This is a genomic window from Citrobacter sp. Cb080, from assembly GCF_030334745.1.
Lineage (GTDB): Bacteria > Pseudomonadota > Gammaproteobacteria > Enterobacterales > Enterobacteriaceae > Citrobacter > Citrobacter braakii.
The window spans coordinates 364,295-388,340 of sequence record NZ_JAOWDG010000069.1; the positions used below are offsets into that span (position 1 = coordinate 364,295).

The 24,046-nt window shown below is 49.8% G+C and carries 34 protein-coding genes and 2 pseudogenes; 20 read left to right on the forward strand and 16 right to left on the reverse strand.

Annotated elements, in window-relative coordinates; all coding sequences use genetic code 11:
* Nucleotides 1-95 precede the first annotated feature (95 nt).
* From pncB to OGV38_RS14465, 16 genes are all read right to left on the reverse strand, one after another.
* Complete coding sequence (gene pncB / locus OGV38_RS14395; RefSeq protein ID WP_103283678.1) at nt 96-1,298, reverse strand: nicotinate phosphoribosyltransferase; 1,203 nt, start codon at nt 1,296-1,298, stop codon at nt 96-98.
* 194 nt (nt 1,299-1,492) lie between these two features.
* Entirely contained in the window at nt 1,493-2,785 is a 1,293-nt protein-coding gene (locus OGV38_RS14400; RefSeq protein ID WP_165712261.1) for a tyrosine-type recombinase/integrase, read from the reverse strand.
* Nucleotides 2,786-2,829: 44 nt separating this feature from the next.
* Entirely contained in the window at nt 2,830-3,078 is a 249-nt protein-coding gene (locus OGV38_RS14405; RefSeq protein ID WP_165712263.1) for an excisionase family protein, read from the reverse strand.
* Nucleotides 3,079-3,233: 155 nt separating this feature from the next.
* Nucleotides 3,234-3,545 carry a hypothetical protein gene (locus OGV38_RS14410; RefSeq protein ID WP_016150521.1) on the reverse strand — a complete coding sequence of 104 codons (312 nt, stop codon included), beginning with the start codon at nt 3,543-3,545 and terminating at the stop codon, nt 3,234-3,236.
* The gene (locus tag OGV38_RS25130; protein ID WP_165712265.1) at nt 3,542-4,036 is read right to left on the reverse strand and encodes an ATPase; all 495 of its coding nucleotides are present in this window, start codon (nt 4,034-4,036) and stop codon (nt 3,542-3,544) included. Before OGV38_RS25130 ends, OGV38_RS14410 begins: the two co-directional genes overlap by 4 nt.
* Nucleotides 4,033-4,245, reverse strand: a complete 213-nt coding sequence (locus OGV38_RS24970; protein ID WP_108361452.1) for a hypothetical protein — start codon at nt 4,243-4,245, stop codon at nt 4,033-4,035. Before OGV38_RS24970 ends, OGV38_RS25130 begins: the two co-directional genes overlap by 4 nt.
* A gap of 100 nt (nt 4,246-4,345) precedes the next feature.
* Nucleotides 4,346-4,570, reverse strand: a complete 225-nt coding sequence (locus OGV38_RS14420; RefSeq protein WP_115643248.1) for a hypothetical protein — start codon at nt 4,568-4,570, stop codon at nt 4,346-4,348.
* Nucleotides 4,567-5,133: a beta clamp domain-containing protein gene (locus OGV38_RS14425; RefSeq protein WP_016150517.1), complete on the reverse strand. Its 567-nt coding sequence runs from the start codon at nt 5,131-5,133 to the stop codon at nt 4,567-4,569. The genes OGV38_RS14420 and OGV38_RS14425 overlap by 4 nt, the downstream gene beginning before the upstream one ends.
* A complete protein-coding gene (locus OGV38_RS14430; protein ID WP_286473663.1) occupies nt 5,130-5,912 on the reverse strand; it encodes a BRO-N domain-containing protein in 783 nt (260 codons plus the stop codon). The genes OGV38_RS14425 and OGV38_RS14430 overlap by 4 nt, the downstream gene beginning before the upstream one ends.
* A gap of 59 nt (nt 5,913-5,971) precedes the next feature.
* Nucleotides 5,972-6,478 (reverse strand): hypothetical protein, encoded by a 507-nt coding sequence (locus OGV38_RS14435; RefSeq protein ID WP_165712269.1) that lies wholly within the window; start codon nt 6,476-6,478, stop codon nt 5,972-5,974.
* A complete protein-coding gene (locus OGV38_RS14440; protein WP_141211288.1) occupies nt 6,475-6,693 on the reverse strand; it encodes a ParE family toxin-like protein in 219 nt (72 codons plus the stop codon). Before OGV38_RS14440 ends, OGV38_RS14435 begins: the two co-directional genes overlap by 4 nt.
* Nucleotides 6,665-6,859, reverse strand: a complete 195-nt coding sequence (locus tag OGV38_RS14445; protein ID WP_341535383.1) for a hypothetical protein — start codon at nt 6,857-6,859, stop codon at nt 6,665-6,667. Before OGV38_RS14445 ends, OGV38_RS14440 begins: the two co-directional genes overlap by 29 nt.
* A gap of 63 nt (nt 6,860-6,922) precedes the next feature.
* Nucleotides 6,923-7,279 carry a hypothetical protein gene (locus OGV38_RS14450; protein WP_094542910.1) on the reverse strand — a complete coding sequence of 119 codons (357 nt, stop codon included), beginning with the start codon at nt 7,277-7,279 and terminating at the stop codon, nt 6,923-6,925.
* A 5-nt stretch (nt 7,280-7,284) separates the two neighbouring features.
* Entirely contained in the window at nt 7,285-7,668 is a 384-nt protein-coding gene (locus OGV38_RS14455) for a hypothetical protein (RefSeq protein ID WP_182294292.1), read from the reverse strand.
* Nucleotides 7,669-7,745: 77 nt separating this feature from the next.
* On the reverse strand, nt 7,746-8,039 hold the full coding sequence (locus OGV38_RS14460) for a hypothetical protein (protein ID WP_115642642.1): 294 nt from the start codon (nt 8,037-8,039) through the stop codon (nt 7,746-7,748).
* 189 nt (nt 8,040-8,228) lie between these two features.
* Nucleotides 8,229-8,888 (reverse strand): LexA family protein, encoded by a 660-nt coding sequence (locus tag OGV38_RS14465; protein ID WP_080100507.1) that lies wholly within the window; start codon nt 8,886-8,888, stop codon nt 8,229-8,231.
* A gap of 110 nt (nt 8,889-8,998) precedes the next feature.
* On the opposite strand from OGV38_RS14465, the gene OGV38_RS14470 reads away from it, so the two are divergent.
* From OGV38_RS14470 to OGV38_RS14565, 20 genes and pseudogenes are all read left to right on the forward strand, one after another.
* The gene (locus OGV38_RS14470; RefSeq protein WP_115642643.1) at nt 8,999-9,214 is read left to right on the forward strand and encodes a helix-turn-helix transcriptional regulator; all 216 of its coding nucleotides are present in this window, start codon (nt 8,999-9,001) and stop codon (nt 9,212-9,214) included.
* Nucleotides 9,215-9,244: 30 nt separating this feature from the next.
* A complete protein-coding gene (locus OGV38_RS14475; RefSeq protein ID WP_115643645.1) occupies nt 9,245-10,072 on the forward strand; it encodes a BRO family protein in 828 nt (275 codons plus the stop codon).
* Nucleotides 10,069-10,965 carry an LvrA C-terminal domain-related protein gene (locus OGV38_RS14480; RefSeq protein WP_225990726.1) on the forward strand — a complete coding sequence of 299 codons (897 nt, stop codon included), beginning with the start codon at nt 10,069-10,071 and terminating at the stop codon, nt 10,963-10,965. Before OGV38_RS14475 ends, OGV38_RS14480 begins: the two co-directional genes overlap by 4 nt.
* 14 nt (nt 10,966-10,979) lie before the next feature.
* Nucleotides 10,980-11,861 carry an ATP-binding protein gene (locus tag OGV38_RS14485; RefSeq protein WP_103856816.1) on the forward strand — a complete coding sequence of 294 codons (882 nt, stop codon included), beginning with the start codon at nt 10,980-10,982 and terminating at the stop codon, nt 11,859-11,861.
* A pseudogene (locus OGV38_RS14490) lies at nt 11,858-13,217 on the forward strand (replicative DNA helicase). Before OGV38_RS14485 ends, OGV38_RS14490 begins: the two are co-directional and overlap by 4 nt.
* A gap of 10 nt (nt 13,218-13,227) precedes the next feature.
* Complete coding sequence (locus OGV38_RS14495) at nt 13,228-13,539, forward strand: hypothetical protein (protein WP_121540165.1); 312 nt, start codon at nt 13,228-13,230, stop codon at nt 13,537-13,539.
* Nucleotides 13,536-14,372 (forward strand): antitermination protein Q, encoded by an 837-nt coding sequence (locus tag OGV38_RS14500; protein ID WP_286473691.1) that lies wholly within the window; start codon nt 13,536-13,538, stop codon nt 14,370-14,372. The genes OGV38_RS14495 and OGV38_RS14500 overlap by 4 nt, the downstream gene beginning before the upstream one ends.
* A gap of 206 nt (nt 14,373-14,578) precedes the next feature.
* Nucleotides 14,579-15,076, forward strand: a complete 498-nt coding sequence (locus OGV38_RS14505) for a hypothetical protein (protein WP_000423994.1) — start codon at nt 14,579-14,581, stop codon at nt 15,074-15,076.
* Between the two features lie 448 nt (nt 15,077-15,524).
* Nucleotides 15,525-15,857, forward strand: a complete 333-nt coding sequence (locus tag OGV38_RS14510; protein ID WP_094542926.1) for a phage holin, lambda family — start codon at nt 15,525-15,527, stop codon at nt 15,855-15,857.
* Entirely contained in the window at nt 15,841-16,329 is a 489-nt protein-coding gene (locus OGV38_RS14515) for a TIGR02594 family protein (protein ID WP_286473694.1), read from the forward strand. The genes OGV38_RS14510 and OGV38_RS14515 overlap by 17 nt, the downstream gene beginning before the upstream one ends.
* Nucleotides 16,326-16,889: a hypothetical protein gene (locus tag OGV38_RS14520; protein WP_286473697.1), complete on the forward strand. Its 564-nt coding sequence runs from the start codon at nt 16,326-16,328 to the stop codon at nt 16,887-16,889. The genes OGV38_RS14515 and OGV38_RS14520 overlap by 4 nt, the downstream gene beginning before the upstream one ends.
* 99 nt (nt 16,890-16,988) lie before the next feature.
* On the forward strand, nt 16,989-17,291 hold the full coding sequence (locus OGV38_RS14525; protein ID WP_286453227.1) for a hypothetical protein: 303 nt from the start codon (nt 16,989-16,991) through the stop codon (nt 17,289-17,291).
* Nucleotides 17,292-17,381: 90 nt separating this feature from the next.
* Complete coding sequence (locus OGV38_RS14530; RefSeq protein WP_286453228.1) at nt 17,382-17,720, forward strand: HNH endonuclease signature motif containing protein; 339 nt, start codon at nt 17,382-17,384, stop codon at nt 17,718-17,720.
* Nucleotides 17,721-17,840: 120 nt separating this feature from the next.
* Nucleotides 17,841-18,305, forward strand: coding sequence for a phage terminase small subunit P27 family (locus OGV38_RS14535; protein WP_005120642.1), 465 nt, complete (start codon nt 17,841-17,843; stop codon nt 18,303-18,305).
* Nucleotides 18,259-20,004: a terminase large subunit gene (locus OGV38_RS14540; protein WP_286473703.1), complete on the forward strand. Its 1,746-nt coding sequence runs from the start codon at nt 18,259-18,261 to the stop codon at nt 20,002-20,004. The genes OGV38_RS14535 and OGV38_RS14540 overlap by 47 nt, the downstream gene beginning before the upstream one ends.
* Nucleotides 20,004-21,307 (forward strand): annotated as a pseudogene (locus tag OGV38_RS14545) (phage portal protein). The gene OGV38_RS14540 and the pseudogene OGV38_RS14545 overlap by 1 nt, the downstream one beginning before the upstream one ends.
* Nucleotides 21,308-21,320: 13 nt before the next feature.
* Nucleotides 21,321-22,169: a head maturation protease, ClpP-related gene (locus tag OGV38_RS14550; RefSeq protein ID WP_286473706.1), complete on the forward strand. Its 849-nt coding sequence runs from the start codon at nt 21,321-21,323 to the stop codon at nt 22,167-22,169.
* A gap of 9 nt (nt 22,170-22,178) precedes the next feature.
* Nucleotides 22,179-23,396 (forward strand): phage major capsid protein, encoded by a 1,218-nt coding sequence (locus OGV38_RS14555; protein WP_286473710.1) that lies wholly within the window; start codon nt 22,179-22,181, stop codon nt 23,394-23,396.
* Between the two features lie 46 nt (nt 23,397-23,442).
* Nucleotides 23,443-23,706 carry a DUF7210 family protein gene (locus OGV38_RS14560; RefSeq protein ID WP_286473713.1) on the forward strand — a complete coding sequence of 88 codons (264 nt, stop codon included), beginning with the start codon at nt 23,443-23,445 and terminating at the stop codon, nt 23,704-23,706.
* A 9-nt stretch (nt 23,707-23,715) separates the two neighbouring features.
* A complete protein-coding gene (locus OGV38_RS14565) occupies nt 23,716-24,045 on the forward strand; it encodes a head-tail connector protein (RefSeq protein ID WP_286473716.1) in 330 nt (109 codons plus the stop codon).
* Nucleotide 24,046: the final 1 nt, after the last annotated feature.

Genomic DNA, 24,046 nt, shown 5'->3' on the forward strand with positions numbered 1-24,046 from the left:
CTGGCATCTGCAATCAGACAAGCAGAATTCGTAGCTGGAGTGAAAGATTTCGGAAATTAACGTGAAAAGGGAGCCAAACTGGCTCCCTGGAAGGTTTAACTGGCTTTTTTAATATGCGGCAAATCGAAGGCTTTGCGTAGCGCGCGCACGAACGCTTTATCGTGGCAGATGGTTTTACCCGGGCTATCAGATAACTTCGCCACGGGTTTGCCGTTACATTCCACCAGCTTGATTACAATATTGAGCGGCTTAACCTGGGGAATATCACAGGTTAAACGTGTGCCAATACCAAAACTCAACTGCACACGAGAAGAGAAGTGGCGGTAGAGCTCAATCGCTTTTTTCAAATCGAGGTTATCTGAAAACACTAGCGTTTTGCTCAGCGGATCAATGCCCAGTTTTTCATAATGGGCGATGGCTTTTTCACCCCATTCCAACGGGTCGCCTGAGTCATGGCGTAAACCCTGATAGCGGGTCGCAAACTCGACGCCAAAGTCGCGTAAAAACGCATCCATGGTGATGCAATCGGTCAGCGCAATGCCGAGTTGGTCAGGATATTCATTTAACCAGGCGGCCAGGGCAACGCGCTGGCTGGTGGCAAGCTCAGGGCTGATTTGCTGATGAGCCTGGAACCACTCATGCGCCTGCGTGCCCATTGGGGTTAATGACAGGCGGCGGGCCAGATCGTAGTTACTTGTGCCGACAAACCAGGGCTCTCGCTGCAGGCGTTTAACAATAGCCTGCTGTACTTCACGTGAAAAACGACGACGCGTACCGAAATCCATCAGATGAAAGCGGGACATATCGACATCTTTCGTTAAAGCAGAGAATTCTACTAGTTTGCTTTCCAGCTCATCGAGTGCCTGCGGGACGCCTGATTCGGGCGAACGGTAACGGTGTACCATCTCGCTGATAACCGCTAGCAGCGGGACTTCCCACATGATCACTTCACGCCACGGCCCGGTTAAGCGGATGTTCAGCTTACCGTTATCATTGGTGACGCAAACCTGTTCCGGGTTATAGCGGAAATCACGTAACCAGGTGAGGTAATCAGCTTTAAAGAAAGGCAGGCCGGAGAGCCACTGGTACTCGTCCTCCTGCAGTCGCAGGTGTTGCATAGCATTCACCTGCTCACGAATAGAATCGGCATAAATACCGAGCAGGTCATCGCCACGGCAACGAAATTCAGCCGCTACTTGTACATCATAGTAGTGGTGAAAAACGGCTTGCTGCATATGCAACTTATAAGCGTCTGTATCCAGCAGCGAGTGCAGAACAGGAGAAGCGAATTGTGTCATAGGTGCGCAGTAGCATCCTCTCACGGGAGCGTTTAGTACAATAAACAACTAAGAAAACCGCTGGAGTATACCTTGTTTAGCGATTTATTGAACCCCGATCACACCATAAGCTGTCTTTCTGGTCGAGGGCAATTCGTGCCGCGTGTTATAAAAATGTAGTAATAGCTCTACTAACATTATGATTTTCAATAATTCTACTGTGCTGCTAAAAGCTCATGGGGCATGGATGGGGCAAAACGCGAAAGCGCTTGGTTGAGCAACGACACCTGCTCAGCACTCTTCTCTGACATCCACTTACCGTAAACTTTGTACACCATCTGGGCATCGGTATGCCCCATCTGAGCTGCTATAAAATTTGGATTTGCCCCGGCTGACAATGACCAGCATGCATACGTATGCCTGGATTGGTAGGCGTTACGATAACGAATGCCTGCGCGCTTGACTATTGGGGCCCAAATTTTATTAATCGAATTAACCGCGTAGTGATATCCTGTCCGAGGTCCACGTTTGACGCACTGAGGACTGAAGACAAAAGTGCATGGATGAATGGCTGATTGGCCATACTCCCGCAGTTTCACTTCAACCTCATACTGCCGGCCAAGGCGTGTCAACTGGGCCTGGTTTTTCAGGGCATCAATAGCTGGCTGAATGAGATAAATCACCCTGTCAGTCCCTGCTTCGGTTTTTGGCAGGGTGAACTCATCCGTCTGGGTAAGGTTGCGTTTTACAGTAATGGTACCAGCATGGAGATCGATATCTTCCCATGCCAGACCGCACAACTCCCCATGCCTCATTCCGGTATAGACTGCCAGTGACCAGAGATTTCTCATCTGCTGGTGGCCGCATGCCTGGATAAACCTGATGAACTCGTCTGACGTGAGTGGATCGGGTTCTCCCTTAGCTTTCTTGAGGCGGTTAATTCCGCTAAACGGGTTTTCTTTTGCATAACCGTTATCAGTTCCGAACTGGAAGATCTCGGCCATTAGCATCATGTAATTATTGACTGTGGATGACTTCCGGCCTTTAACCTGTGTCCGGTGATCCTTTTTCATGACATGAAAACCTGTCAGCAACTCTTTCCTCACATACAGCAAATCCTCGGCGGTCACTGCAGAAACCATTTTGTTTTCGCCAATGCGTGGAAGCATGTTTTTTATGATGGATTCGTACCGACTCATGGTGTTTGAGCTGATTTCCATTCGCTTCAACTCTGACCATTTTTCAGCAAGTTCCAGCACAGTAATTTCCTTACTATCCTGACCGAACCGGGCAAGGTTCGGTGAGTTTGGGAATTTTTCTGCATAATTAAAATTCCCCATCCTTATCGCAAAACAAACAGAAGATCGAAGCTCGCCGGCTATCTTGCGATTCTTTGCAGTATCAGGGACACCGAGGTTTTCCCTGACTCTTTTGCCTTTATATAGAAACCAGATGCGGAGTGAACCGCCGTGGTTTTCGACGCCTATCGGGTACGATGCATTAGCCATTATTCCCTCCTGACGTCCAGGAGCACCGGCGAGTGTACTTCTTTTCATGTCCGATGCGCACCCGGTTGATTTTTTTTCTGAGCTTCGATCCACTGATCAACTGCTTTTCTGTTGTACATGCATTCGCTAGAAGGCTTGGGATTGCCGTCTGGTGAAATGTGCAGGTACTCGCGGCCCAGCATCCAGGATTCTTTTCTGGCGCGGGTGATGGTTCCGGGCTTGAGCCCGGTAACCGCGATAAGAACGCTTTCACAAACCCACTCGTTGGGGGCTAACTGAATAACATTGCTCATATACCCGCCTCACACCAAGTCAAGGCCACGGCAGTGGCGCCACACATCAAACATCCGCTTTACCACTTCCCTACAGTAAAAACCGTCGCAATCTCGCGTAAGGTCGTAACGGCTCCCGTACCGTTGGCGCACCCATATTTCAAATGCTTTGTGCATTACTTCACCTCTGCAGATAACGTCGTCACAATGACATGCTGGCGCGCCTTGGGTTTTATCAGAAAAATAGCCTTGTCATGTCTGAGTCCGTACCCACCCTCACGTTCGCAGCGTGCGACTGAGGCGCATAAAGAGCGGGGAATTCCTTTCTTGCTGACATCAAATACCCAGGCGTTTTTGAGGTCGAGGATCAGATTCCCCACGTCGCCACCAATGCGTTCGATATAGCGTTCAATAGCGTGAACGGTCACCATGTAGTGGCGAAACTGCACACTTCCGGAGGCGGTCATTATTGGCGTCGTAGTGGTCATAACTTCACCTCCACGCCGATCCCGGCGATAATACAGGCTCGTTCTATAGCTTCTTTCGCCCAGCGCTTATAGGTTTCCGGATGGAAAGCCTCGCTTTTGCCTGTACCGCTCCAGAATGCTTTTGAACCAGTATCTGGCAGGGTGATGGTCAATTGCTTACCATTGGTAACATCGTTAATCAGCCCTGACTTAATATTCAGTTGCAATTCTTTGTCTCTCAGTGCTTCTTCCAGTTCGGCAACATGGCATTCAGAATCAATCAGGTTGCTTTCCACAGAAGACAGGGCTTGTTTTAGTCGCTCGATCTCCGCCGCCATGTAGTAACCGGTTTTGCTCCAGGTATCCACATCATCACCGGTCATATCCGGTTCCATCGTCGCCATGAGAATGGCGACGTGATAGTCCTGGCTGCCACTTGTAATCGCAACAGCGTAGGTGTCACTGTTTTCGCGCTTATAGATAAGCACGACAGGGTTAGTGATTTTGCTCATTTCGCCGTCTCCCGCTCAGCTTCGATGATGGCATCTACAGCCATCACCAGAGTTCTGGCTAGGTCGTCGTAATCCTGCCAGGCATCATTGCTAAAAAAATTCGTGAGCATTACCGGCGCTATCTGCACAACGAGGTGCTGGCGGTAAGTCATGCCACGGGGAGTATCGATGCGTGGGCATGGATAGGCTGAATGTTGTCCTGTTTTCACGACTAACCCCCGAAATCCATCAAAAATTTGTATTCAATCAGCGCGCCGAACACGACGGCCACCAATAACAGGGCAAACAGCATGGACAGGAGAAATGATTTCATCTTGTCACCTCTCGCTGGATTGTTTTGTAGGCCCGCAGCATGTCGCGAGATTTACCGGAAAAAACCGTCTTCATGAAGAACATTCCACTACGGTTTGCAACTATTCCTAAGGTTGAAAAAAGCGTGGTATCGACCACGCGGTTATGTTTACGGAACTCAAACACAGTGCTGGTGATCACGATGTTCGCTACGGCGCCATAGTCCTGATATTCGATTTTCATGCCAGATGCTCCTCAATAATTTTGAAAGCATCATCACGGCATGGCATCACGACGAACTCAGGATTACCGTATGCAGTGTTGATCACTGGATCGAACTGAATGCGAACCGCTCCAGCCTCACCGGAAGGGCGTAACTGGATGGGAATAAACTTCCGCTCGCGACCAAACATCTTTTCCGGATAACTGAGGTATTCAGCCTGGATAACCGGATTGATACTGAAATCCACTTTTTTCGGGATGACGCGTTCCATATCAGGAAAGCGACCATCAACAAGTTTGATGCCGGTGATCGAAATCCGGCGTTCGAATGCGTCGCGGTGAATGGCAAACGCTTCTTTGTTAAATACCAGTTCAGTGGTTTCCGCTTTCGCCGGAACCGGCCCTTCAAACTGGACGATGATGTTTTTCTTCGTCCGGATGCCGTGCTCCATGCGCAGGGCTACATGCCCGTTAGTCGACTCGATATATTTCGGAGTGATGTGCACACCATTCAGGTAGTAACGGACATCATTTTTTGCTGCGCATACCAGAGCTGCGCGAATGAGTTTCGACTGGAGGATCATGCTTCCACCTCCACGAAGATCTCTTTCGGATCCTTACGCAGAACGAAGCCACCAAATTCAGGATGTTGCCAGCGCTTGCGTTTACCGCTTGGGCGAACGGATTCTTCCAGCAGCACCTGAAATGCGTGAATGAACGATTCACGATGTACGCACAGCCCACGAACTCCCGGCAACTGTCTGGAGGGCAGGTTTGCGAACTGAACAAGACGACGGCACGAAGGATCGGACAGACTGGTTTCCCATGACACTTTGTGTACCGGAACGAATTCGGCATCGGTATTCACGAATTCAGTCGAACTAATGCGCCGTTGTGGTAGAGAGGAAGATACAGGCGAAGCAGCAACCAGGTTGGCGCCACTCACTTCCATTACTGCTTTCATCGTCGCTGATGCGGTTGCTTCGGCCACAACGCGGGCCAGTGAAAGAATGTCATGGTTCATGCTGATTTCCTGCTGGTGTGATTTAGCTACTGGCACTTCTTTGCTGTATGTGCCTGTGGTCATGATGGCAGGGAGTACATCCTCACAAACCCAGTCCTGTACGCGTTCAGCCGATGGAAGCTGGCTTCGCAGGATAAGGCGGAACAAGTCGGCCTGACCAGCCAGCTGAGTACCGCGCGGTTTTTCACCAAAACCCAATTCTAACGATTCGTTATAATCAAGTTTAATCAACGCCTTGCAGTGGTCTTTCAGCGCTTTTGCTGGGTTCGTATAACCGAGGGATTTAGCCAGTTCTACAGCGTCAAAGGCTGGTTTTCCCTCATAAAGAATTCCGCTCATAGAAAAATTGAGTTCTTCTGAGCTAAAGGCCATAAGTTGGTTTTTCATCATCATTTACCTCAGTGCAAAATGTGTTGAACGGGTATTGCTTCGCCGACACGTAACCGAACAGCAAGATCTATAAGCATCTCGTCGAGAAAACCGCTGAACCACGAATGACCGTCTTCTTTCTGGCGCTGATCGTTGGCGGAGTAGAACTGGAATACAGCCAGATATCGCTCCTGTGGTTTTTGCTCGATCAGTGCGCCTTCAACGTGTTCAACCAGCAGGTTTTCGATAAGCTCCCGCGTTAAGCCGAAAACAAACTCACCGGTTTTAAACTGATACTCACCGTCACGGAGGCCCCAGCGTTTTTCACATTCAATCAGGTAGGTAAGGGCGACAGTTCCGCGCATGGAGTGACAAACGGTTTCAGCCCATTCATGCTGCTCTTCAGTTGTCAGCGTACCTTTGCCGTAACGATTTTCATCGAGCATCCACGCGGGGATGTGCGTACCGGACTGCTCCTGTATTTCTTTCAGTCGGGCAACTAGCTGCTTTACGTTGTCGTTTTTGTTGGTACTCATCGTTTTAATTCTCCGTTATACGTTTCATGACTCATTACTTCCCAGTTGCGGCCATTGTCTTTCGATAGCATCCGCCAGCGCGGATTAACCTTCAGACTGAGAAATCCGGTGCGTCGCATACGTCGTGCATATACTCGCTTCCGTCGGTATCGCAGCAGGACCTGCATCGCCTGCAGGTGTACGCGTTCAGGTATTCGAATTGCTGTCAGTGCCACCAGTTAGCTCCTGTATACGTAACCCGGCTTCGCGAGCCATTTTGATAAAAGTGTCCAGAGCGCAAATATGCTCATCTTCAAAAAGCCGGCGATCGCATGTAACACGGCCGTTTTCGATATAAAGAACAACACGCCCGGTGAAGTCCGGAAGGACGTGCAGATCCACGTTGAGGGTTGAGGACTGGGGGGGGGATCTGAATCCCGGGCATAATTATTTGTTGTGAGGTCATCAGTTAATTCCTCCACATACGTATTTCTCTTTCGCGTGTTTAATTAACTCCGCAAAAATCTCGTCAACAATCATCTTTCCGGTTTCGGTCAGATATTCGGTGTGTCCATTGATATCGACGCTTTTCATATACGTCTGGCGAAGAAATGTTTCCGCTTCTGTGTTGAATTCAGTCCGAGCCTGTTTTTCGAAGCGCAGCAAAAGTTTCAGCATTGATTCTTCGTTAATCTCGATAACCTGAATATTGTCATCGGGCATATTTACGGAGAGACAATAACCTCCTGTCTTGCGCTTCATTCGGTTTAATGTCGCAATAGCAATGCGGCGGCGATAAATTTCAATGGTGTTGTTTTTCATTGTCACTACCGCCCGTAAGCCTTGCGCAGAAAAAGGTTTGCAATATGCAGATAACTATTTCCATAAGAGGCGAAAAGTTTTGCTGTCTTGTGTGCTGCTTTATCTTTCAGAAACGTCATTATTGCCCCCCCCTTTGAGGTGTTCTCCATCGTCATTTTTGTCATGAAGCAAAGCTCATTAAGTAATGAGGTGAATCTTCCCGCTACCTTCACATCAGTGCGTGTGATTGCTGGCATAAGCAACTGGGTAAATTCAGCACGGAGTTCATGTGCATATTTATTGGCACACTCTGCTGTTTTGTGGGCTTTGTTTATGTAAAGAATGTCGTCATCCTGATTGGCTGGATGGGCTTTGTTATTCACGACTTCATTTCTGACGATAATATTCATTTGCATTTCCTCAGGGTGAGTGATGTCCCACCGATTAAGGTGTTATTTATGATTTCTTGATTTAATTAATGTTTTAATTAAATAGCAGAGAACATTCTTTTAAGATCAGGGTGGTCATCAATGATTTTTTTAGCATCATCACATGCTTCATCGTATGACTTAAAGAAATCAACCAAAACAAAATAATTATCGATACGTTCGTAAACAGCGAATTCCATCTCACCAATAAAAGTTGTATTAAATTGGTAATTAAATCCTTTCTCGCAAGGCTGAACAGCATAACAATAGGACCAATGCGAATTAGCTGCTTTAAGCTTGGCGTGAATATCAAATTCCTGGCTGGTTGGTTTTGGTTGGGAGGTTATGTTCATCTCATTGGCTCCGTAATTTGCCGATGAACTGATATTACAAAACGTAATTGACTATGTCTATACAAAATGAAATAAAATTTAATTATTTATTGAAAGCGATTGATTTCAAAGTGTATTTAATTAGTGGCATTGATATCCAGACAAAAAAAATCCCGGCATGAGCCGGGAGTGAGTATTTTACAGAATGTTTTATCCGAATGTCTCTTCAGGCCATTGTGATGCGACCACCTTGCCAACGATTCTGCAATGCTCGTTGCAGGGTATCATTGGAAACTGAGGGTTCAACGGCTGAAGGAAGACCTGTCCACTATCTTTAATCAATTTCTTAAAGGTGAATTCATCCCCGCCAAGCCTGGCGATGCAAAAATCTCCAGGGTCAACCGGTTCTTCAGGATCAACAAGGATGAGCATTCCGGCTGGAAAGCTTGGTCTTGAACCGGTAGGAGCTGTCATAGAGTGCCCGTCAACTTCAAGCCAGAATGCATGATCACTGGCTTTTTTAGTTGTACTAACCCAGCTTTCTGCATCGCGCTCCGTAAAGGTTCTGAACTCTGGCGAAAACATACCTGCCTGAACGTGAGAGAAAACAGGGTATTCATAATGAGGTTTAGGAGGCTCAACAAATTGTCCAGCTCCTACGGTGAAGGAACCATCTATGTTGAGGGTTGCACCGACAATGCCAAGAATTCGGAAAATCGATCCTATTTCAGCAAGCGAAGCCGATCTCCTGCCGTTAAGCCAGTGGCTCAAAGCACCTTGTGTAACACCCAATTCCTCTGAAAGTTGGGCTTGTGTAATCCCCACCTCAGACATTCTGGCTTTTGCCAGTTCATACCATTCTGTTTTCATAGGCTCATATTATTACAGTATGTGATAAAGTTTCAATGCACATGATGTAATATTTCCTTGATGATTTCAAATACAATATGTAATATCTCCTTAAACTACGGGAGACCAAAATGAGCAATCTTAAAAATCTGCGTATTGCCAGTGGCTTAACTCAGTGCGAGCTAGCTAAGTGTATAGGTCACACACAAAGCTCCATTTGCCACTACGAATCTGGCCGGAGAGTTCCTGATATTGAGACATGCCATCTCATCGCCACCGCTTTGAGCACAACAGAACGCAAGGTTTTTATCGAAGAAATTTTCCCACATCCCTCCTCAGAGGTGTGACATGTCACAACGAACAACAGGGGGCTAATAATGAATACCACTATCAAAACATTCGACTTTAAGTCTGATGCTGGTGAGCTGCTGGCTTCAGTTCGGACCTTGCTGATTAACAATGTTCCGTGGTTTGTGGCCGCGGATGTTGCCCTTGCGCTTGGTTACAGCCAGACGCAGGCGATGACAAAGCTGATTGATGATGAGGATAAAGATAATCAAACCATCCTTATAGGATGTAACTATACAAATCAATCAGTTATCAATGAATCCGGGTTGTATACCGCAATCATGGGAAGTCGCAAAAAGCAGGCTAAGCGCTTCAAACGCTGGGTCACTGCTGATGTGCTGCCATCAATCAGAGCAACTGGCTCATACAGCCTTACTCCGTCCAATGATCTCCCTGATTTTTCAGATGAAGTGGCTGCTGCCCGCGCATGGGCAGACGAACGTGAAGCTGCCCGTCGAGCACTTGGATACGTCGAGCGCCAGGCAAAGTATATCGAGCACCTCGAAAACCTTTTTCAGCCGGGTATGTCTCCTTGCCAGTTCTGTAAGCAGTTGAACGGCGTCAACGTCCAGCAGGTTAATGCGTTTTTGTTCGAACATAACTGGCTCTATGACGACCAGCCAAATGCTAAATATCCGCGCTGGCGGGTTCATCACTATGCACGCGATCTCTACCTCAGTGAGCGTACCGGGCAGATAGAGCAGGACGACGGCGATATGCGCGACACATTCAAGCCGCTCCTGCTGCGCAAAGGCGCGGTGTGGATTTACCGACACTATCTCAAGGGGCACCTTCCGATGAAGAAGCGCTGGGATGGCAAGTTTACTCACGATACTGAGTTAGCGGGTGCAGCATGAGCATGCTTTTTAATTTTCGCCCTCTAGTCATCAACCCTGAGCTTGCTACGCGTATCGGTCTGAACGAAGCGATCGTATTGCAGCAGGTTAACTACTGGATTAACGACAAAGAGCAGGGAGTTATCCATTCTGGTCGTCGCTGGGTATTCAACAGCTATGAGTCGTGGGTAAAACAATTCCCGTTCTGGTCAGCAGATACCGTTAAACGCGCTTTTACATCACTCGTCAAACAGGGATGTCTCGATGTCGAGCAGCTCAATAAGTCCCAGCATGACCGGACAAATTATTACACCATCAACCATGATTGCGAGTTGCTTAATGATGCGGAACAGGTGCCCTCATCGAACGGGGCAAGTTGCCCTGATCGACAAGTGCAGGATGCACCGATGGATGAGGGGAAAAACGCCCGCTCTCTAATGGTTATTACAACAAAGACTACTACAGAGATTAAAAACACTCTTGGTGCATCGGCTGGCGCCGCTACACCGACGGCCATTTCCGAAAGTGGTAAATCATCTGGGAAAACCAGTGGTACGAAACCAGCAGCGCGACAGGAATACTCTCCAGAGTTCGAAACCGCCTGGCAAGCATACCCAAAACGCGCTGGTGGCAATCCAAAAGCAACGGCCTACAAACACTGGAAGGCTCGCATCGCCGACGGCGCAACGGCATCAGAGCTGCTGGCGGGCGTGCAGCGCTACGCGGCCTACATCCGCACGACGGGCAAGCTTGGTACTGAATACGTCAAACAGGCGGCAACGTTCTTTGGGCCCGATCGTCATTTCGAAGAAGCCTGGCAAACTCCATCCGCTCCCGGAGGTGGGCGTCGCAGTGCGCTTCCGGTATCTGGCTTCAGTGAACAGGATTACGGCCAATCAGACTGCAACTGGTGACAAGGGGAAACACAATGCTGAACATCAAACAACGCGAAGAAAGGGATTCTCTGCTGGCGAAACGTGAGGGGCTTCGTGAAGAACTAGCGTTCGCTGTAGAACATAAAACTCCGTGGCAGTTGAGGGGCTGGGAGTCAGGAGAAGTCCATACCGCAGTCTGCGAAAAACATGGCGACTATGAGCGCATGTCGCTCACTGGTAAAGCGTTTCGTGGTACCGAAAATGTTAAACATTCCCTGTGCCCGGGGTGCGTGCGCGATGAGCTGGCGGCAGTCGATGCCGGGCTGCATGCGTTGCAGGTATCTGACCTGCTGGACAACGTCGGGATCGCCCGCCGATTTGAGGGCTGTGAGTTTAGTAATTATCAAGCGGTTAATCAGGGTGCTGCAAAAAACCTTGAAGCCTGCCAGCGCTACGTCAACAGTTGGTCGGAGCGTCTTAACGCAGGAACGGGGCTGGTGATGACCGGGAACTGCGGGACAGGAAAGAACCACCTGGCTGTTTCGATGGCGAAAAGCATTATTCGAAACTATCTCGCAAGGGTTGAAATCACCGATGTTATGCGTCTGACCCGGGCTGTGAAAAACACGTGGCGCCACGGTGCTGACAGTACCGAGGAAGACGTTATCGAACGTTTCGCATCACTGGATCTGCTGATTATTGATGAGGTGGGCGTGCAATTCGGTAGTCCGACGGAAATGACCATTCTGCAGGAAATTATCAACGCCCGCTATGAGAGCGTACTTCCGACAATCCTGATAAGTAACCTGACCTTTGAGCAATTGAAGGAGTCCATCGGTGAGCGCATCGTGGACAGGGTTACCGATGGTGGGCGAAACCGTCTGGCGTTTGGCTGGGAAAGCTATCGCGCAATTGCTGCAGGGATAACCGCATGATGACTCCGGTATGGAAAAATAATGATCTGGAAGGTGCGGTAATTGGCGCAATTTTTCTGCGCAATACCGATCCTGAGGTTCTGGGCATTCTTTCCCGTATGCCGGCGAGCGTATTCTCCGTCCGTCAGTACCGTGAAATTTATTCTGGCATTTGTCGTCAGGCTCGCGGAACCGGAGTGATAGATCCGCTGTTGCTTTGTGAGGCCATGCCAGAACACAGCGCAACGATACTCGAATCAAGTCGTATCGCCTGGGCTAAATCAGCGCTGACGTATTACGTCTCCACTCTGGAACGTAACGCTGCCGTTCGTGACGCTGAGGCTGTAATCGAGACGGCGCTGGCTGGCATTCGCAATGCTGCCAATGGTGATAACGCAGTCGAAGCGTTGAAGGCCGCACAGGGGGGCTATGGCTGCAATCTCACTCACTCCTGATACCGTTCAACCTGTGCATATTGATGAAATTTTACCTGCGGTAATTGACCGGGTAGACGCAAGAAATCAGGGGCTAGAAGAGGCCAAACCTCTGATGACCGGTATTGAAGAACTGGACGTAAAAACCGGTGGCATTGAACCGACAGATCTGGTCTTCATTGCCGCCCGTCCGTCGATGGGGAAAACCGAGTTTGCCTTGGACATTATCGATAAAGTATCAGAGCAGGGGCATGGCGTACTGTTTTTCAGCATGGAGATGGCCAACATCCAGATTGGCGAGCGAATGGTATCTGCTGCTGGTGGCATGTCAGTGTCCAGGCTCAAAGAGGCCGCGAAGTTTGAAGATGAAGACTGGGCAAGGTTATCTACAGGTATCGGGCATCTTACCGGGCGCAATATCTGGATGGTCGATGCCACAGATCTGACGCTTGAACAGATCCAGCAAACGGCAACCAGTCATCAGATTGCTCATCCTGAAACCGCGCTGGTAGTTATCGATTATCTGTTACTCATTAAGATCCAGAGTACGGCACGCTATGACCTCGCGGTGGGTGAATTGTCGAAGGGATTAAAGCGCCTCGCCAAAACAAACCGCACTCCCGTCTTGGCGCTGAGCCAGCTTTCGAGAGGCGTGGAATCCCGACCTAACAAACGTCCTATGAACTCAGACCTGAAGAACTCCGGCGAAATTGAGGCAGATGCTGACATCATCATGATGCTCTATCGCGATGAAGTGTATAACCCCGAATCACCGGCAAAAGGGATCGCGGAAATTAACATCACCAAACAGCGTAACGGCGTTCTTGGGACCGTATACCGCCGTTTCTACAATGGGCATTTTCTGCCGATTGACCAGGAAGAAGCGAAATCAAAATCAGCCCCGCAGCAAAAATCACAACCACGTCGGTATGCAAAAGCTTAAGGAACCAATAATGGATCGTCTAATTCACGAAATGTCTTATTTATTCACCCAAAAGCGCTTCATGGAACTCCAGGGTGCTGCACGAGACATAGCTATCAGTCATAGCGACTATCCCGAATGCTTTGGCCTTATTGCTGATGCAATCGATGAGTTTCTTGAAGATAAGCCTGATGATGAGTGGCGAGAGCATGAAAAAATCCTTATGCACTACGTTGCTATGCGTGTTCTGACGCTGTGGGGTAACGGCGATAAAGTGACTGATGTCCAGTGGGCGCACCCTGGCTGGTTTGGCACTGCTGAAAAGGGGGAAACCATTCAATGAAACTGGAAGCGGCACTCAAACATTTCAGCCCTCAGGGAATGCACATCAGCGACGACGTGAAAGGAACCTCTCCGGACCGCCTTACAGGAACAGATGTAATGGCGGCGATTGGCACCACCAGCAGCCGCGCGAGATTCGGTCTGGCAGCTTTCTTTGGTAAAACCGGGATCAGCAAAAGCGATGAGCAACTTGCGGTTCAGGCGCTGGCCCGCCACGCAATGGAGACAGCACCAAAGAATGTGCGCAAAGCAGCCGGTGGTGAGTTGGGATGGTGCATGCTGACGCTGGCGCAATTTGCCTTTGCTGAATACTCCCGTTCCGCGGCAACCAGCGTGACGTGTCACACCTGCAACGGTAGCGGGAGAACATCCCGCACACAAACCACGCGCAAAGTATCTTACCCGTGGGGTAACGCGCCGTACTGGGCCAGTCGTTCGCGCGCAGTTCGTCCGTCAGACTGGGAGTTGTGGACAGAAGTTACAGAGATTGTGCCTGCTGTCTGTGACGCTTGTGAAGGGAAAGGAACGATAAGCGCCCGTTGCCGTTGTGGTGGAAAAGGTGAGGTGCTTGACCGCATTGCTACAAAAGAACGTGGTGCGCCGGTTTTCAAAACGTGTGAGCGTTGCTCTGGAAACGGTTTTTCATCGGTGCCGTCTACTGCGGCATATAAAGCGATTCTAAAGCGTGTCCCGGATCTGCACGTCAGAACATGGACCCGCAACTGGAAACCGTTTATGGAATCGCTGGTAGATATCTGTCACAAGGAAGAAGGTAAAGCTGATTCAGCTTTTCAGGATATTACCAGTTTGTGTGACGATACGCGTGATATTTAGCATTTTCGTGACGCAGGGCTTGATTTTGTCCGAAGTTGTCGTGTATGCTTCTAATCATGGATACGTGCATCCAAATGAAACTGATTATGAACCCTGCCATTCGGCGGGGTTTTTGCTTTTCGCACTCAGTGTAAGTGAAATATAACCATGTGCTTTCAGGGTGAGTTACTATGCAGATTCCTTTCAAAAGTTGTCTGGAGAGTGGCATGGAATTAACATTTAAGGATCTGAAAGAAAAACGCACTAAACTGGTCGAGGCGCAATGGAAGTTACAGGATAAACTTCAGGAGAAGGCGAGCGAACTACTACGAGAGTATTCAGGTTCTCTTGATCTTACATCTCGTGAGTGGACTGGTTCTGACGGAACAAGATGGCCTTATGTGGACATTGGTATTTGGGAGGAGGAGGGGAAGTTCTTTCCTGTCTTAATCCCCCAACTCAATATGGATAGCCGTTACCACTTGAATTTCGTGATTGCAACCACTCTTGATGATTCTCCGCTAACAGGTGGCTACAGGCAGGGCGTAAGCATCTCACTCTGGTATGAGAACTCATCATTTTATGCTGAAGTAGGCTCAGGAGACGACGTCTCCCGTTTTTCTGTCTCATCTCAGTTGGGTGGATTTTATCAGGTATGCAACGCTATTAAGGCGTTAATTAGCTCTTCTATGGATCGCGCCATGCCAGATATTCCAGCGAATTAATAAAGCATAAACATCTTTCAGGGCTATGCAAATGCATGGCCTTTTCTATATCCCGTTGTGAAATGTTCGTGAGGCATGGGTTGTCAGCCAAAGGATCACCGGGAGACACCCGGCACCACGCATCCATTATTGCATAGCAAAAAGGCTCACAACGGTGGAACTTTTAGCAGGGCGAAAAAAAGCCCGCATTGGGTTGCGGGCATAACAGAGAACAAATAGCTAATATTCAAGTTGTCTTTCATCAACTTGTCAGAAGAATTTAACCTTAAGAAAAATTGATGTAAAGACAATATTGATTTCTGGTTACAGGCTGCGCATTTGCGTGGCCTTTTCTATTTCAGGCTCACGGGAATCATCCGCTACGTGCTTTGTTGATAAATCCAGCCCGTGAAGCCTGCTCCCTTACTACAAACAGCACCCGCTAACTATGCGAGGTGAGGCTATGAAAATGAATGACAAGAACCCTGAATTCTGGGCTGCGGTTTTGACCGGACTCAAAAATGCGTGGCCCCAGATTCTGGGGGCGTCAATGGCCGGACTCATTGCCTATGGTCGTCTGATATATGACGGTGCAACACGAAAAAATAAATGGCTTGAGGGCGTCCTTTGTGGCGCCCTTTCTTTATGCATCACCAGCGCGCTTGATGTGGTTGGCCTTCCGGTATCGATATCACCGTTCGTCGGTGGTGTGATTGGATTCGTTGGCGTAGACAAGCTGCGCGAAATCGCTATCAGCGCACTTAAAAAACGGGCAGGAGTGAACGATGACAATCAGCAATGAACCGCGCTGGCTGGTGGAAGCCCGTAAATATATGGGGCAGATGGAAATTAAAGGCCCGCGACACAATCCGTTAATCCTCCAGTTCTGGAAGGACATTAAACGAGGTGGAATTAAAGATGATGAAACGCCCTGGTGTGCCGCTTACGTCGGGTCGATGCTTGAGCGCGTCGGAATCAAATCCACCCGTTTCGAGTCTGCAAAATCCTATCTCAGCTGGGGCGTCGAACTTCGCGAGCCAGCCTATGGATGTGTGGTGGTATTCAGTCGCGACGGCGGCGGCCATGTCGGATTTGTGGTCGGGCAGCACCAGAATGGTGACCTGATGGTCCTCGGTGGTAATCAGTCCGACGCTATCAATATTCGTGCATTCTCACGTTCCCGCGTGACGGGTTATCGTTGGCCGGTTAACGAGCCGAGGGATAGCCGCATGTTACCGTTGATGAATGGCACCAGTTCGGTGAAAGAATCATGATTGAAGCTCTACTGGCATCACTGAAAACGTCATGGCGCTGGTGGCTGGTAATTATCGCGGTGGTTATTGTCGTTGGCGCTGTCGCTATTCTCGGTGTTCTGCTGGCAAACAGCCAGGCTGACCTGAGCACAGCGCAAAGCGATAAGCGAGTTCTGGAGCATGATAACGCGCTACAGGGACGGGTTATCGCGGTGCAGGCTTTCAACTTCAACCGCTTCAATCAGGTGGCTGAGAATGCCAGCCGCCTTAATTCGTTGATCGATGCAGGTACCGAAAAGACTGTCATCGAATACCGGGAGATTCTTCGACGTGAAAAAACTTGTGACCTGCCTGTTCCTGCTGATGTCGCTGGTGGGTTGCTCGACTACGCGAACCGTTTACGTACCGGGGCAATGCACACCGATTCCGGGAGCGCTGACGCAGCCAGTGATAACGCCACTACCGCCAGCACCCTGACATATTGCCAGGCTGTTCTATGGATTAAGTCGTTGCTGGCTGCTATTGAAAAAGCGAATAACCAACTGGCAGGAATACGCCGGATCGAACAGGAACGGCAATAGCATTACAGCAGGCATTCACTGAGTGTCTGCGATAATGCTTTAACATCGCTACCTGTAGGTATAATGTTTCCTCTTCAATATGAGTGAAAGGAGATACTTGTGATCTATACCGACATAATAACGTTTTATATAACCAGTGAAAATAATCAACGGCTTGTTCGCTATGATGTGATTAAGAAATCTGCCGATGACTATATTGTTAAAGTGTTCGATGAGCAAACGAAGGGGATAGCTGAACCCAAAATACTTAATCAAGTTGATGAGTTTGAAGTGACGCAACAAAATTACCGAATCGAATATGACATCGGTGGCCCTCAAAAGTCGGTTAATATTTCTGTCCCACCAACATTTGAAGGCTATTTACGTCGCAAGCTTCAGGATCACAGGAATAAACTGGATTAATAGCTTCTACGTAGTCAACGAAACAATAGCCTCGCACCTGCGGGGCTTTTTTATGCGCATCGCACGCGCACATCAAATACAGGAGAAGACATGTCCGAGCCGCGTATCTATAACAGTCGCTGGGACAAAGCCAGGCTCTCATTTCTGAAATCTAATCCTCTATGTGTCATGTGTCGTCGTCAGGGCAGGGCAATCCCTGCAATGGTGGTTGACCACATAAGGCCTCATAAGCTGAAGGAAGCACTGAAGGGTGGCAATCAGGAAGATATAGCGAAGGCACGGAAGCTCTTCTGGGATAAGGATAACTGGCAACCCCTCTGTAAACAGCACCACGACTCTACCAAACAACGTGAAGAGAAACGCGGTCACGTGATTGGATGTGATGAGAACGGGCTGCCACTCGACCCACAGTCGCACTGGCGAAGGTGAGATGACACGAGCGCGAAGGGGAGGGCGGGTAAAGAGTTCAGGAGACATCGCCTCCCTGACCGCCAGCCCCCCTTTTTATGCACAACCGCGAAATGAAAAGTTTTTTTCCGGGAGGTTCCGATGGCAGGAAGACGCCCGAAACCGTCCCACCTGAAGGTGGTAACCGGTAACCCGGGCAAACGTAAACTCAACGACAAAGAACCCACCCCGATAAGAGAAATCCCAAGCCCTCCTGCACACCTCACTGACTGGGGAAAAGTTGCCTGGGGAAAACTGACCGTGCTGCTTGATGGTATGGGGGTCCTCACTGTTGCAGATGTGCTGGCGCTGGAGCGCCTTTGTGATATTTACGCCGACATACTCCAGTTGCGCCTTACGATCGCTGACGAGGGGAGGACGTATACAGTGCAGACGGATGGCGGTTTTTTGATTAAGGCAAACCCTGCAGTGGCCATGTTGGCTGACGCTGATCGCCGCTTTAAAAGTTACCTGGTCGAATTCGGTCTTACCCCAGCCGCCAGAACGAAGGTGAAAGTTGATGGTGGAGAAAAAGAAGAAGACTCGCTCAACCAGTTCTTCGGTTGACCCAGCCACACAGTATGCGCTGGATGTCACAACCGGGAAGGTACTTGCCGGGCCGGATATCCGTAATGCCTGCGCACGTCACCTCCGCGATCTGGAAAACGGGCCGGCGCGGGGACTTACCTGGGACATTGAATCCGCGCAACGAGGAATCGATTTTTTTGCAAAAGTTTTAAAGCTCAACGGCGGTGAGCATGAGGGGCAGCCCTTTATTCTACTACCCTGGCAGTGTTTCATTGTGGGTTCTATTTTTGGCTGGAAGGCCAGTGATGGATACCGACGCTTTCGCATGGTCTATGTTGAGTCTGGCAAGGGTTCCGGTAAATCCCCTCTCGCTGGTGGAGTCGGATTATATTGTCTGGTCGCCGACAAAGAACCACGCGCTGAAGTGTATGCCGCCGCCACCAAAAAAGACCAGGCGATGATCCTATTCAGGGATGCTGTGGCTATGGTGGATCAGTCTCCCGCTTTGTCTCAGCGAATTGATAAATCAGGTGGTACTGGAAAAGAATGGAATCTGGCGTTTGTTCAGACTGGTTCTTTTTTCCGGCCAATCAGTTCTGATGATGGTCAGTCAGGTCCCCGTCCACATTGTGCCCTGATTGATGAAGTTCACGAACATAAAAGCAACCAGGTCGTTGAGATGATGCGCGCTGGAACGAAGGGGCGTCGGCAGGCGTTGATGTTCCTTATTACCAACAGCGGCCACGATAAAACCAGTGTTTGCTTTGAGTATCACGAGTACGGACGCAAAGTTGCCTCCGGTGATCTGGAGGATGACAGTTTCTTCAGCTTCATCTGCTCTCTGGATGAAGGAGACGACCCGTTTAAAGATGAATCCTGCTGGGGTAAAGCTAACCCGTCGCTGGGGCACACCTTCACCGAGAAATATTTACGTGAGCAGGTGACGCAGGCGCGCGGGATGCCGTCAAAAGAGAGTATCGTCCGCCGCCTTAATTTCTGTCAGTGGGTGGAATCTGCTGATCCATGGGTGGACAGCGATACGTGGATGAAATGCGAACAGGATTTCGACCCTGAAGATCTGGCAGGTGAAGAGTGCTATGGCGGCCTGGACCTTTCCGGCTCCCGCGACCTTACCTCGCTGGCACTTTACTTTCCAAAATTCAAAAAACTGCTGGTCGAATTCTGGACGCCAAAAGACACACTACTAGAGCGCGCCAAAACCGACCATGTTCCCTATGATGCCTGGTTGCGTAACGGGTTTATTCATGCTCCACCGGGTAAGGCTGTTAACTACGGGTTTGTGGCTGACCGCATCGGGGAGTTAACACAAAAGTACGGTGTCAGGTGCATTGCCTGCGACCAGTACCGTATTAAATATCTCGAAGTTGAACTGGCGAACCAGTCTGTTGATGTTGAACTGGTTCCGCATGGACAGGGATTTTACAAAGCTCAGGAGTCGGGGCTTTGGATGCCTCGGTCCATTGAATTGTTTGAAGAGCACCTTAACAGTGGCGAACTGATTATCCGCACTAACCCCTGTCTGCGCTGGAATGCGGCCTCTGCTGTTCTGGAGGCCGACCAGAAAGACAACCGAATCTTTGCCAAGAAGAAGAGCACTGGCCGTATAGATGGCGTGGTGGCCTCTGCTATGGCCATTGGCGCGGCGGCGGATGCGGTTCTTACAGAGACTGGCGACCCTGATGACTTTTTCGATGATCCGATCATGGTAGGTATCTGATGAAGGAAAAAAAACGGCCAGGCCGCATCAAAAGTGCGATTGTTAACTGGCTTGGCGAAACGATTGGACTGAATGACGCTGCTTTCTGGCAGGAGTGGTACGGAACCAGCAGTAGCGGAAAAGTTGTGACAGCAGAAAAAGCTCTGGCTCTGGCTTCTGTCTGGGCTTGCGTGCGTCTGCTGAGTGAATCCGTTTCCACCTTGCCGATGAAGGTATACGAACGGGCGGATGATGGTTCCCGCAAACTGGCACTTAATCATCCTGCTTATCAGGTGTTATGTCGCCGCCCCAACAGTGAAATGACGCCATCGCGCTTTATGTTGATGGTGGTAGCCAGCATCTGCCTTCGGGGTAATGCCTATGTAGAAAAAAAATGATTGGCGCCAAGCTGGTTTCACTGGTTCCGTTGCTGCCTCAGTGCATGAAGGTGGAGAGGCTGGACAGCGGTGAGTTGCAGTATACATATACAGAAAAGGGCGTAGCGCGCATTATCCCGGTTAAAAACATGATGCATATTCGCGGATTTGGCCTGGACGGTGTGTGCGGAATGATGCCAATGCGCACCGGGCGTGATGTGTTTGGTGCTGCGATGGCCGTCGAAGAGTCGGCGGCAAAGATATTTGAAAATGGTATTCAGACATCCGGATTTTTCCTGTCAAAGAACCTTCTGACCAAAGAACAGCGTCAAAAAAACCGTGAAAACCTCAATCGTTTCGTCGGTTCTAAAAACGCCGGTAAGGTGATGGTTCTCGAGGGGGACATGTCATACCAGGGCATTACCCTTAATCCTGAAGATGCTCAGATGCTGGAATCACGTTCATTCAGTATTGAGGAAATCTGCCGCTGGTTCCGGGTGCCTCCCTTTATGGTAGGGCACATGACCAAGCAGAGCAGTTGGGCATCGAGCGTTGAAGGCATGAACCTGCTATTTCTGACTAATACGCTGCGTCCAATGCTGGTGAACATTGAGCAGGAGATCGCGCGCTGCCTGCTTAACGGTGATGAGGATTTGTTCGCAGAATTCTCGGTTGAAGGTCTGCTCCGAGCCGACAGTGCTGGGCGTGCTGCGTACTACACCACCGCACTGCAAAACGGCTGGATGTCGCGAAATGACGTTCGCCGTCTTGAGAACATGCCGCCGATAGAAGGTGGCGATATTTACACCGTTCAGCTCAACCTGACGCAACTGAAAAATCTCGAAAACAGTAATCTTGCTGTTCAGGCTTTAGCCCTTAGAGAGTTGCATAGCCATTTATTCCCCGATATTCCCTTTGAGCAATCTCCGCTGAAACAGGCCGCTTAGGAGTACTTCCCTGATGAGTAAAAAACAACTTCCGGTAGCTCCGGCGGGGCGACCCTGCGCGCGAGTTACCTGTGAAACCTTACCTTCTGCACTGGACCGCTGGGACGGGGGGATTAAAGCTTCAGCCACCGACGATAACAGCATTTCTGTTTTTGATGTTATCGGACAGGACTACTGGGGCGAAGGGGTGACAGCCAAACGTATTGCCGGTGCACTTCGGGCGATGAACGGTGCCGACGTTACGGTGAATATCAACTCACCGGGCGGCGACATGTTCGAAGGCCTGGCCATTTACAACCTTCTCCGCGAATACGAAGGCCGTGTAACTGTGAAGGTGCTGGGCATTGCCGCCAGTGCCGCCTCGATAATTGCGATGGCCGGGGATGATATTCAGATTGGTCGTGGTGCCTTCCTGATGATCCATAACTGCTGGGTATACGCGATGGGAAACCGCCATGACTTTGCTGAACTGGCACAGTCACTGGAGCCATTCGATACCGCAATGGCTGATATCTACGCAGCGCGATCCGGCCTTGATATGGCCGCCGTGCAGAAGCTGATGGATGCAGAAAGTTATATCGGCGGAAGTGATGCTGTGACGAAAGGGCTGGCTGACAGCCTGCTTTCTGCTGATGCAGTCAGGGACGGAGACGAATCACCGGCGGCCGCGCTCCGCAAATTAGATGCATTGCTGGCTAAAACCAATACACCGCGCGCTGAGCGCCGAAAACTCATTAAAGCCTTATCAGGTGGTATGCCTGGCGCTGCCACAACCAATGACGGTACGCCGGGCGCTGCCGACGACATCAAACCAGAAACCATCAATTCACTCGAACACGCCCTGGCTGCGTTCGCCAATTAAGGAACACTTATGTCTGAAGTTAATGAAATCCTGAAAAAAGTCACCGCCAGCATCGAAGAGGCGACAGGCAAGTTTAATGCCAAAGCCGAAGATGCGCTGAAAGAGGCAAAAAAATCCGGTCAGCTTTCAGAAGAAACGAAGGCGGCTGTCGACAAAATGGCGTCTGAATTTAATGCCCTTCGTGAAGCTGAAAAAACACTAAAAGCAGCCGTTGGTGACCTTGAACAACATGTCGCGCAGATGCCACTGGCAAATGCAAAACAGGTTGTCGAGACTGTTGGCCAGCAGGTTATTTCTGCTGAAGCGCTGAAAACTTTTGCTGCCAGTGTTGAAGGCAACAAGCGACTGAGCATTCCTGTTAGTGCCGCTCTGTTGTCAGTGAATGTGCCTGGTCAGATTGTTGCGCCTGACCGTCTTCCTGGCATTGATGCACAGCCGAAGCAGCGCCTTTTTATTCGCGATCTGATCGCGCCTGGGCGCACCGAGTCCAATACCATTTACTGGGTGCAGCAGACCGGATTTACCAATAATGCTAAAGCGGTGGCGGAAAATACTACCAAGCCGTACAGCGATATTGCGTTTGCTGAAAAAATTACGCCGGTTCGCACCGTTGCCCATCTGTTCAAAGCGGCGAAACAGATCCTAGACGATATGCCACAGCTTCAGTCCACTATTGATGCTGAGCTTCGTTATGGTCTGAAGTATGTCGAAGAGCAGGAAATACTCTTCGGTGATGGCACTGGTGCTCACCTCGATGGCATAGTTCCTCAGGCTTCAGCTTATGCTGCGGCGTTTGCTGTTGCACAGCAGAACGGTATTGATGATCTGCGTCTTGCAATGCTGCAGGCGCAACTGGCACGCTTCCCTGCTTCCGGTCACGTTCTGCACTTCATTGACTGGGCGAAGATTGAACTGACTAAAGACAGCTTGGGTCGCTATATCCTGGCCAACCCTGCTGCACTGACGGGACCGACACTTTGGGGACTTCCGGTTGTTGCCACCGAAGCTGCTGCCTTCCAGGGTAAATTCCTGACAGGCGCATTCAACGCTGGAGCGCAGATCTTCGACCGTGAAGATGCGAACGTGGTCATCTCCACAGAGAACGCCGACGACTTCGAGAAAAACATGATTTCGATCCGCTGTGAAGAGCGTCTGGCGCTGGCGGTCAAACGTCCGGAGGCGTTCATCTATGGAACCTTCACTGCACCGGCACCTGGCGGCGAATGATTCATAACAGCGGCCTTCGGGTCGCTTTTACCCTGAGGAAGCAGAAATGAAAATGCGAGCCCTTAAACCGGTTTATTTCAACGGTACAGTGCAGGATGAAGGCAGTGAGTTTGAAACGCTGGAGCAGCATGGTCGAGAGCTGATTAAAAAAGGTTATGCAGAATCTGTGAGTGAGGATACTCCTGCAGAGCAGGCAGAGCAGGCAGAGCAGGCAGAGCAGGCAGAGCAGGCAGAGCAGGCAGAGCAGGCAGAGCAGGCAGAGCAGGCAGAGCAGGCAGAGCAGGCCAAAAAACGAACGGGTAAAAAATAAGGGGGCAGGATGTTACTTACGCTTCCAGAAATAAAAGCTCAGTGCCGTCTTGAGGAAGATTTTACGGAAGAAAACGCGCTGCTGACTTTACTTGCTGAAGCGGCAGAGGCAAAAGCAACAACCTACCTCAACCGTAATCTTTACGCCACAAAAGCGGATATTCCAGAGTTGGACGAAGATGGCATTGAGATCACCAATGATATCAAACTGGGGATGTTGATGCTGATCAGCCACTGGTATGAAAATCGAAGCTCGGTATCAGAGGTAGAGATGTCAGAGACGCCCCAGGCTTTTGAGTTCCTGCTATACCCACGACGTTTACCAGTATCGGGGTATTAAT

Excerpts from the sequence above, each read along its gene's own strand:
- pncB (WP_103283678.1), bottom strand. The coding sequence starts at position 1,298 with ATGACACAATTCGCTTCTCCTGTTCTGCACTCGCTGCTGGATACAGAC.
- OGV38_RS14400 (WP_165712261.1), bottom strand. The coding sequence starts at position 2,785 with ATGGCTAATGCATCGTACCCGATAGGCGTCGAAAACCACGGCGGTTCA.
- OGV38_RS14405 (WP_165712263.1), bottom strand. The coding sequence starts at position 3,078 with ATGAGCAATGTTATTCAGTTAGCCCCCAACGAGTGGGTTTGTGAAAGC.
- OGV38_RS14410 (WP_016150521.1), bottom strand. The coding sequence starts at position 3,545 with ATGACCACTACGACGCCAATAATGACCGCCTCCGGAAGTGTGCAGTTT.
- OGV38_RS25130 (WP_165712265.1), bottom strand. The coding sequence starts at position 4,036 with ATGAGCAAAATCACTAACCCTGTCGTGCTTATCTATAAGCGCGAAAAC.
- OGV38_RS14420 (WP_115643248.1), bottom strand. The coding sequence starts at position 4,570 with ATGAAAATCGAATATCAGGACTATGGCGCCGTAGCGAACATCGTGATC.
- OGV38_RS14425 (WP_016150517.1), bottom strand. The coding sequence starts at position 5,133 with ATGATCCTCCAGTCGAAACTCATTCGCGCAGCTCTGGTATGCGCAGCA.
- OGV38_RS14430 (WP_286473663.1), bottom strand. The coding sequence starts at position 5,912 with ATGAGCGGAATTCTTTATGAGGGAAAACCAGCCTTTGACGCTGTAGAA.
- OGV38_RS14435 (WP_165712269.1), bottom strand. The coding sequence starts at position 6,478 with ATGAGTACCAACAAAAACGACAACGTAAAGCAGCTAGTTGCCCGACTG.
- OGV38_RS14450 (WP_094542910.1), bottom strand. The coding sequence starts at position 7,279 with ATGAAAAACAACACCATTGAAATTTATCGCCGCCGCATTGCTATTGCG.
- OGV38_RS14455 (WP_182294292.1), bottom strand. The coding sequence starts at position 7,668 with ATGAATATTATCGTCAGAAATGAAGTCGTGAATAACAAAGCCCATCCA.
- OGV38_RS14460 (WP_115642642.1), bottom strand. The coding sequence starts at position 8,039 with ATGAACATAACCTCCCAACCAAAACCAACCAGCCAGGAATTTGATATT.
- OGV38_RS14465 (WP_080100507.1), bottom strand. The coding sequence starts at position 8,888 with ATGAAAACAGAATGGTATGAACTGGCAAAAGCCAGAATGTCTGAGGTG.
- OGV38_RS14470 (WP_115642643.1), top strand. The coding sequence starts at position 8,999 with ATGAGCAATCTTAAAAATCTGCGTATTGCCAGTGGCTTAACTCAGTGC.
- OGV38_RS14475 (WP_115643645.1), top strand. The coding sequence starts at position 9,245 with ATGAATACCACTATCAAAACATTCGACTTTAAGTCTGATGCTGGTGAG.
- OGV38_RS14480 (WP_225990726.1), top strand. The coding sequence starts at position 10,069 with ATGAGCATGCTTTTTAATTTTCGCCCTCTAGTCATCAACCCTGAGCTT.
- OGV38_RS14485 (WP_103856816.1), top strand. The coding sequence starts at position 10,980 with ATGCTGAACATCAAACAACGCGAAGAAAGGGATTCTCTGCTGGCGAAA.
- OGV38_RS14495 (WP_121540165.1), top strand. The coding sequence starts at position 13,228 with ATGGATCGTCTAATTCACGAAATGTCTTATTTATTCACCCAAAAGCGC.
- OGV38_RS14500 (WP_286473691.1), top strand. The coding sequence starts at position 13,536 with ATGAAACTGGAAGCGGCACTCAAACATTTCAGCCCTCAGGGAATGCAC.
- OGV38_RS14505 (WP_000423994.1), top strand. The coding sequence starts at position 14,579 with ATGGAATTAACATTTAAGGATCTGAAAGAAAAACGCACTAAACTGGTC.
- OGV38_RS14510 (WP_094542926.1), top strand. The coding sequence starts at position 15,525 with ATGAATGACAAGAACCCTGAATTCTGGGCTGCGGTTTTGACCGGACTC.
- OGV38_RS14515 (WP_286473694.1), top strand. The coding sequence starts at position 15,841 with ATGACAATCAGCAATGAACCGCGCTGGCTGGTGGAAGCCCGTAAATAT.
- OGV38_RS14520 (WP_286473697.1), top strand. The coding sequence starts at position 16,326 with ATGATTGAAGCTCTACTGGCATCACTGAAAACGTCATGGCGCTGGTGG.
- OGV38_RS14530 (WP_286453228.1), top strand. The coding sequence starts at position 17,382 with ATGTCCGAGCCGCGTATCTATAACAGTCGCTGGGACAAAGCCAGGCTC.
- OGV38_RS14535 (WP_005120642.1), top strand. The coding sequence starts at position 17,841 with ATGGCAGGAAGACGCCCGAAACCGTCCCACCTGAAGGTGGTAACCGGT.
- OGV38_RS14540 (WP_286473703.1), top strand. The coding sequence starts at position 18,259 with ATGGTGGAGAAAAAGAAGAAGACTCGCTCAACCAGTTCTTCGGTTGAC.
- OGV38_RS14550 (WP_286473706.1), top strand. The coding sequence starts at position 21,321 with ATGAGTAAAAAACAACTTCCGGTAGCTCCGGCGGGGCGACCCTGCGCG.
- OGV38_RS14555 (WP_286473710.1), top strand. The coding sequence starts at position 22,179 with ATGTCTGAAGTTAATGAAATCCTGAAAAAAGTCACCGCCAGCATCGAA.
- OGV38_RS14560 (WP_286473713.1), top strand. The coding sequence starts at position 23,443 with ATGAAAATGCGAGCCCTTAAACCGGTTTATTTCAACGGTACAGTGCAG.
- OGV38_RS14565 (WP_286473716.1), top strand. The coding sequence starts at position 23,716 with ATGTTACTTACGCTTCCAGAAATAAAAGCTCAGTGCCGTCTTGAGGAA.